Origin of the sequence: Desulfonatronospira sp. (assembly GCA_003563255.1) — a bacterium.
Taxonomy (GTDB): Bacteria; Desulfobacterota; Desulfovibrionia; order Desulfovibrionales; family Desulfonatronovibrionaceae; genus Desulfonatronospira.
Genome location: PWSL01000356.1, coordinates 1 through 6,818 on the forward strand (window position 1 = coordinate 1; position 6,818 = coordinate 6,818).

Below are 6,818 nucleotides of genomic sequence, written 5' to 3' on the forward strand. Positions count from 1 at the left end.
CCCAGCCCGGCGGCCCCCGGGAAAAGACCATCCAGTACTTCCCACCTTTTGACAGATGCGACCGGGAAGAGGACTACGAAGTGGTATGGAGTGAGTTTGCAAAAAGGATGAAGGAGGCCGGTTTATGAACAGTTTACATTAAACTGTTTTTATGACTTTTTGCAGTAGCATCGTAAAGGGGGTTGTATGAATATTCAGGATAAATCTATATGTCCAGTTTGCGGACAGGGTTGTGTATATAAGCACCTCAAGCAGGAAGAGTTTGAATATAAGGGACATAAGCTGAACCTTGACAATTACCCTGTGTTTGAATGTGAAGCATGCGGCGAAGATTTTGTCACTGCCAGAGATGCCAAAGGATTTGATAAGCAGGTGACCGAATTTCATCGAGATGTAGACGGATTGCTGAAGCCGGATGAAATCAGAAGTATACGCGAGACCCTGGGATATAATCAGACCGAGTTTGCCCGTTTGTTAAAGGTTGGAGCCAAGAACTTTGCCCGTTATGAAACTGGAATAAGTCCCCAGAGTCGGTACCTGGACTGGTTGTTGCGAATTTTGAAAGAACATCCGGAAACCATTGATGTTATTGCTGGAGGACACCATAAAGGAGAAAGTTATAGCTTTCCCTCTGAACTATCCCCCAATAATCTTAGACAGCCTGATCCAGAATATTAAAAGTCATGACAACAACTTTAATCGGCATTGACTGGGCAACGGATCCAGCCAGGGTGGGCCTGGCTCTTGGCACTTTCTCAGCAGAACAAACAAATCTGATAAAAGTCCAGACCGGCCACAAAGCTCACCAACCCCTGGAGGTTATAACCCATTGGCTGCAGGGAAAAGAACAGTCAGCTTTGCTGGCAATTGATGCACCATTGGGCTGGCCGGTCAAACTGGGAGAGCTCCTGGTAGAGCACTCTGCCGGGGAGATCATTGAGGCCCCAGCTTCTCAGTTGTTTCGACGCAGTACCGACCATTTCATTCGGGAGAAAATCGGCAAACAATCCCTGGACGTTGGCGCAGACAGGATTGCGCGTACTGCGCATTCTGCCCTGGAACTGCTGGGCCGATTGCGCAAGAGGCTGGGTCGTGAGATTACTTTGGGCTGGGATTGTAATATTTGCGGAATCAAGGCAATTGAAGTCTATCCAGCAGCTACTCTGGCGGTTCACGGTATTAGTTCAAAGGGCTATAAGGCCACTGATGGCGGAAAAGCACGACGACAGGTACTGGAACAGGTGGCTGTAAATTTTGAAGGAGAAGCTGACATACCAGGAGTTGAAAAGAGTTCCGACGGTCTGGATGCCTTCATATGTCTCCTTGCAGCCAAGGACTTTCTTGCCGGACGGGCAATGGGGCCTCCTGCGGGCACACCTGTAAAACGTGAAGGATGGATCTGGGTAAGGGATCCTGATGATTCCTTGATATAGTATGGTATGCAAATCTCTTTCCATCGGAAATTATCGCTTTTGTTGTTGCGCTTCTCTCTGTACATCCCGGACGAGTCTGCTCGAAAATCCGCGGGTAAATCCTCGAAATTGATTGTGAGTGGACATGAAGTGCCGCGCCATGATCTTGGCCAGTTAAGCTCTTGTCATTGCTTTCGTAACCGGGTTAAAATATACTGAGTTTCAAATGATTTGAACCATGAAGGACATGAGAACATGAGAGCCACGCGTCGCCGTCGTCCCTTGACTCGAGTCCTCACCAGCTCGCCCGGCACCAGGGCAGGACGCCGGGAGTTGGCTGCCAAGGTGAGTTATGTCGGCAGTCCAGAACATAAAGATACCCCTTCCTTTGCCGGTCCCCAGCCCAAGCCGCGTCCGGATGCCTCCATCTGTGACCGGGATTTGGCCGAGCGGCAGGAACAGTTGACGGAATGGTTGAGGGCGGCGATAGAGCAAGGAGCTTTCGGTGAATTGATGGAGGGGGAATTTCCCAGATATGTGTGGTGTAAAGACGGTGATACTGTGTACGAGGCCCGACTGGTGAACAGTGGTCAGGGTACATACAAAGGCTATCCCCTCCTGCAAGACGAATGGCCTGCGGGCCTCACGGAAAAAAAATGAATAGTATTTTTCAATTCCATCTGGAATGGGAGGCGGTTCCGGGCTCCCGTCTGGACGAGAATCGTGCCACGTGGGCACGGCTGGCCCTTTATGTCGATGACCAGCCGATCACCCGTGTACTTGATCTCCGAAGCCGGGGCTACCGGGACCATATCCTGGTCCCACTCTATCCCCTCACGGAATGGCTGGTTACCCACTGGTGGCTGCTCTTTTATGAACCACAGGCCGCCGGCCGATCTGGGTACAATCAACGCCACAATCTGCGCTTCGGCCGTGAAGGCTATGCTTTTCCCGATCTTGTCATCAGCCCGTTGGGCCAGTCTGTCTCCCTGGAATGGGGACCGCCCGCCTCCGAGCTCTGGCGGGTGAGCTTCCATGCCGGGGGTAGATCTGTAGTTGAACGGGTCCAGCTCGAAGAGGAGCTGACCCAATTGGTGGAAGCGGTAACAGCCCGTTTGGAGCAGCAGGGAATAACAGAGTCGCTTCTGCAGCATGAGTGGACCGCGATTCAAGAGGCTGACCAGGAAGAGCGGGAATTCTGCGTTGCCGCTGCGCAATTGGGGCAGGATCCATATCGGCTTTCTCCGGAAACGGTGAATCTGATTGAGGCAGCCGGGCGGGATGTGCCCAGGGCGTGGCAGGACGAATTCTTTTCAGCCGCGGATATTACCAGATTGGCTTCAGATGTGGAATATACCATGACCGCCCTCGCGGTCATCCGGGAGCAGGCCAGATGTTTGTCGGGGCGACTGCCGGAGTGGCGCGTCCGATCGGCGAAATCTGATTGTCGTGGGCAGACGCCCTGGCAACAGGGATATGAAATGGCCCGGTGGCTGCGGCTGGAGACCGGTATCGGTCACGACCCATTGCCCGCAGACGAATCTCTTGCCTTGCTGCTGGGGGTGGATGAACTTCCTATTCTGGATACCGGGCGATTTCCCGAGGGCCGCTGGCTTGATGCCTTGGTGGATGCCTCTAAACAGGACCGGGCCGGCTTTGTGACCACGGCCCGGCGGCCGGAGAACCGGCGGTTTGCATTTTGCCGAGCTCTCTTCGAGTATTTGACCGCGGTTAATACCCCTTCCGCCCTGGTTACCACCGCCCGCACCGAGCGGCAGAAGCGCAATCGCGCCTTTGCAGCCGAGCTGTTGGCTCCTGCGGCCTGGCTACGGCAGCGCTTCCTTAGTGAATTCATCGGTGTTGACGATTTGGAAGACGCGTCCGACGAACTGGGAGTTTCTTCGGAGGTGATCCACTATCAACTGCAAAACCACCGCATTGCCGAAATCGTTTGAAACAAAAATAGTACTCTTTTGGCTAACTTTTATCCCTTGACCTGCCGATACATCGGTGATCAGTTTCCAAAAATCAACCGCTGTATCGGTAAAGATTATAGAAAATTCAAAAATCCTGGAACATGAGCTGAAAATTCTGCGAGCCGGTCAAAACAAACCTGCCTGGTCTTCGATCCGAATCTATCGCGAATTTCAGATATCTGAACAGTGATGGGGCGTATTGCACTTCGTCGACAATCAGGAAATCACCGTGGTCACTCAGGAATTTTTCCGGATTTTCTTCTGCCTGGGCAGCATTATATGGAAGATCTAAGGAAACATAATCGTGGTCAGAGAAGACCTTGAGCAGAGTAGAAGTCTTTCCAACCTGCCTGGGGCCGGTTAAAACTAAGGCCGGAAACTCCTTAGCTAAACTTTGCAGTGTTTTTTCGTATATTCTTGTTATCCACATGCAAAAATTTTGCAGTCAAAATGAAAATTTGTCAAGGAACAAACATTTTTGTTTTTTGCGCAAGCGCCTTATCAAGTTCTCAGCTTGTTTGTTTTGTTCGGGCGGAGTTTGAGACACTCACTGTTTGTTCGGGTCGGACCCAGGGGCGGCTTTGAGCCGCTCAGAGATATGGTCGGGGGAGGACCGTTTAATCTGCGTCCGGGTCAGTGGACTGATGACACCTCCATGGCCCTGTGCCTGGCAGAGAGCCTGACTGAAAAGGGCGGGTTTGACGCCCGGGACCACCGGAAGAACAAAGACACTGAATTGATTAAGCTCGACCTGCTCTTGACCAGCATGCCTCTGGCCTGAACATAACAGGTGCTTTGACTGCCGGACTGAATCCCAGTCTGCACCGGGAGAGATGATAAAGTCGCCCCCTTGTCTTATATTTATGTGTTCTTGACGTGCATCTTTTTTCTCGTTAATATATGCATTAAAGAGGTGCATCATGAGAGCAACAATAGCTATAGATGACAGGTTGTTTGAAGAGGCGAGAAAGCTAGCGCCGGTCAAGACAAAAAAAGCACTGGTGGAGCTTTGCCTGAAAGAATTTATACAGCGAAGACGGATGGAGCACCTGGCCGGGCTTTATGGCAGCGGACTGGTTGACCTTGATGTCCGGGATGTGGAGGCTTTCCGGAGCGATGATGAAGGGTGATCTGGTCCTTGTCGATACCACAGTATGGGTTCACTATCTGCGCGGCGGCAACCCTGAAGTGAAGGACCGCATAGTTCCACTCATTCTCGAAAACCGACTGGCCACTGCAGACATCATTATCATGGAGTTGCTGCGGGGCGTCAATTCGGAAAAGAATTTCCAGATTCTTCACGACGATCTTGTGGCGCTTCCGCGACTGGTCATGGATGCCGCAACATGGAAGCTTGCCTGGAAAAGCGGTTATCAGCTCCGCAAAGCCGGGGTCAATGTCCCACTGGCAGATACCTTGATTGCCGTCATCGCTGTACAGTATGGCTGTGTTCTGCTGCATAGTGACCAACATTTCAGCATGCTGTCGGACACTCTGGAGTTGCGTCAGGAGATGCTCATTCCGCGTCAAACTCAATCTGAGTAGATCAGTCAGTAATACCGGAAGGAAGAAGTGATAATTTATTCCTTGTTTTTCCGGGTGTTCCGTGGGCAGTTTCATTTGCCCCGAAGGGGCCTCTTTTTCCGCGCAGATTCGCCGGAAAAAGCCTGGTGGCTTACTCCTCAGACCCTGTCATAAAAAACAAGAAAAATTTGAACCGCAAAGGCGCTAAGTACGCAAAGTTAAAGACGTGAAGCACAGGGGTATTGTCCAAAACCGGGACACGGTTTTGGACAAGGCTGCCTTTTCATTTGCCGTACACCCGGCAAATGAAAAAAACCTTTCTGCCTTCCTTTGCGACCTTTGCGTCTTGAGTGACCACGCCAAGGCGTGGGAACGGGCGGTTAAGGTCTCTTTGTTTCTTGGGTTGCGGGCATGGCCCGCTTTGGAGAGTAAAATGAGGGCAAACACCATCTTTTTTCTTGACATGATACTAATCAGTGATACTATACATTTATGAACAGAAAACAGCGCCTGACGTTACAGAAAATCTTCGAAAAACCAGAGCGTTCGGACATTCTATGGCAAGATATCGAGGCGTTATTTTCAGCCCTTGGAGCCGATTTGACTGAGGGCAGAGGTTCTCGCGTAAGGGTGGTTCTTAATGATGTTCGTGCTGTTTTTCACCGCCCCCACCCTGAACGCGTGACGAATAAAGCGTCCGTACGCTCTGTACGTAGATTCTTGATAGAATCAGGAGTGGGTCTATGATGGAATATAAAGGATATTTTGCAAAGGTTGAATTTGATGATGATGCTAACATATTGCACGGTGAAGTCATCAACTTAAGAGATGTGATTACGTTTGAAGGCAGAGCAGTTGAGGAGCTTCAACAAGCTTTGCGGGATTCGGTTGATGATTATCTGGATTTTTGCGCTGAGAGGGGCGAAGATCCGGAAAAACCATACTCGGGAAAGTTCGTTGTCCGTGTTGAGCCTGAGCTTCACAAAACCATTACCATTGAAGCTCGAAAAGAAGGTAAAAGCCTTAATGCATGGGTGAATACCGCTATATCCAAAGCATTGAAGGCCAGCAAACCAGGCGCTTGATAGGGACCAGGCGGGCCGTACCAATTTCGCAGTTTATCCTGTAAACAGATGTCCACGCTTTATGCCAGGCCTCAGCTAAAGAAGGGACGACGAGATTTGTTTTTTTTCAGGTTGGAAGAAGTATATTATGGGTCCCTGAAAACACCTGTTATCTAAACTTCTATTCTCCGAGGCGACACATATCCTGACACATGGGGCCTGGGTCATGAGTTTCGCTGTAGAATTAAGAGTAAACTAAAAACTACTGTCTCAGCCAGTATAGGATAGTGTATGGAAAAGAAAGAGGAAATCCTATTTTTTCTGCAAGAGCACAGAAAAGAACTCAAGGAAAGATTTTCCGTGAGACGAATCGGTCTTTTTGGGTCTGTACTTAATGATGCTGCAGAGACTGGCAGCGATGTGGATATTCTGGTAGAGCTGGATCAGCCCACATTTGACAACTATATGGACCTTAAATTTTTCCTGGAAGACGCATTCGGCCGATCGGTGGATCTTGTTCTGGCAGACAACCTTAAGCCCCGCCTCAAGCCGATTATTTCCCAAGAGGTGACCTATGCATAGATGTGACTGCAAAAAGTCATTTTTGCAGTCACAGACGTCAGAGATCAGAGGTCAGTAAAATCAAATAGTTATGTCACACGAACCACGCCAAGCGCGTGGCAGGGCGCGTGAATGATATCTGCATTTTTCATTCCCCGACTTTTTGCAGGTGCATCATATTTCGAAAATAAATGATTACAGGTGAGAGGCAAAGCCTTAAAGACACTGATCAGGTTTGGATATGTATGGAGGATTATGCAGCCGGGTGAAAAAGAACAGAA

At 50.0% G+C, this 6,818-nt stretch carries 12 protein-coding genes; 10 read left to right on the forward strand and 2 right to left on the reverse strand.

The genetic code is table 11. The annotated features are described in order from the left end of the window. Positions 1-186 precede the first annotated feature (186 nt). The 4 genes from QZP87_RS10305 (at position 187) to QZP87_RS10320 (ending at position 3,367) form a co-directional block, all read left to right on the forward strand. On the forward strand, positions 187-678 hold the full coding sequence (locus QZP87_RS10305; protein WP_291322837.1) for a type II toxin-antitoxin system MqsA family antitoxin: 492 nt from the start codon (positions 187-189) through the stop codon (positions 676-678). Positions 679-683: 5 nt separating this feature from the next. Next, positions 684-1,433 carry a DUF429 domain-containing protein gene (locus QZP87_RS10310; RefSeq protein ID WP_291322838.1) on the forward strand — a complete coding sequence of 250 codons (750 nt, stop codon included), beginning with the start codon at positions 684-686 and terminating at the stop codon, positions 1,431-1,433. Positions 1,434-1,667: 234 nt separating this feature from the next. Beyond that, positions 1,668-2,072 (forward strand): hypothetical protein, encoded by a 405-nt coding sequence (locus tag QZP87_RS10315; RefSeq protein WP_291322839.1) that lies wholly within the window; start codon positions 1,668-1,670, stop codon positions 2,070-2,072. Further along, positions 2,069-3,367, forward strand: coding sequence for a hypothetical protein (locus QZP87_RS10320; protein ID WP_291322840.1), 1,299 nt, complete (start codon positions 2,069-2,071; stop codon positions 3,365-3,367). The genes QZP87_RS10315 and QZP87_RS10320 overlap by 4 nt, the downstream gene beginning before the upstream one ends. Positions 3,368-3,473: 106 nt before the next feature. Here the strand turns inward: QZP87_RS10320 and QZP87_RS10325 are convergent, their stop codons facing one another. Then, positions 3,474-3,818 (reverse strand): AAA family ATPase, encoded by a 345-nt coding sequence (locus tag QZP87_RS10325; protein ID WP_291322841.1) that lies wholly within the window; start codon positions 3,816-3,818, stop codon positions 3,474-3,476. A 108-nt stretch (positions 3,819-3,926) separates the two neighbouring features. Here QZP87_RS10325 and QZP87_RS10330 point away from each other — a divergent pair, with 108 nt between their 5' ends. The 6 genes from QZP87_RS10330 to QZP87_RS10355 all read left to right on the forward strand — a co-directional run bounded on the left by QZP87_RS10330 (position 3,927) and on the right by QZP87_RS10355 (position 6,558). Further along, positions 3,927-4,169, forward strand: coding sequence for an ADP-ribosylglycohydrolase family protein (locus tag QZP87_RS10330; protein ID WP_291322842.1), 243 nt, complete (start codon positions 3,927-3,929; stop codon positions 4,167-4,169). Between the two features lie 139 nt (positions 4,170-4,308). Further along, the gene (locus QZP87_RS10335) at positions 4,309-4,518 is read left to right on the forward strand and encodes a type II toxin-antitoxin system VapB family antitoxin (RefSeq protein WP_291322843.1); all 210 of its coding nucleotides are present in this window, start codon (positions 4,309-4,311) and stop codon (positions 4,516-4,518) included. Further along, a complete protein-coding gene (locus QZP87_RS10340; protein ID WP_291322844.1) occupies positions 4,508-4,933 on the forward strand; it encodes a PIN domain-containing protein in 426 nt (141 codons plus the stop codon). Before QZP87_RS10335 ends, QZP87_RS10340 begins: the two co-directional genes overlap by 11 nt. Before the next feature lie 471 nt (positions 4,934-5,404). Further along, positions 5,405-5,659, forward strand: coding sequence for a type II toxin-antitoxin system HicA family toxin (locus QZP87_RS10345; RefSeq protein WP_291322845.1), 255 nt, complete (start codon positions 5,405-5,407; stop codon positions 5,657-5,659). Next, positions 5,656-5,997: a type II toxin-antitoxin system HicB family antitoxin gene (locus QZP87_RS10350; RefSeq protein ID WP_291322846.1), complete on the forward strand. Its 342-nt coding sequence runs from the start codon at positions 5,656-5,658 to the stop codon at positions 5,995-5,997. Before QZP87_RS10345 ends, QZP87_RS10350 begins: the two co-directional genes overlap by 4 nt. A 270-nt stretch (positions 5,998-6,267) precedes the next feature. Next, a complete protein-coding gene (locus QZP87_RS10355; RefSeq protein WP_291322847.1) occupies positions 6,268-6,558 on the forward strand; it encodes a nucleotidyltransferase family protein in 291 nt (96 codons plus the stop codon). 68 nt (positions 6,559-6,626) lie between these two features. On the opposite strand, the gene QZP87_RS10360 is transcribed toward QZP87_RS10355, so the two are convergent. After that, positions 6,627-6,818 (reverse strand): hypothetical protein (locus QZP87_RS10360; RefSeq protein ID WP_291322848.1); only part of this gene is annotated, 192 nt, incomplete at its 5' end.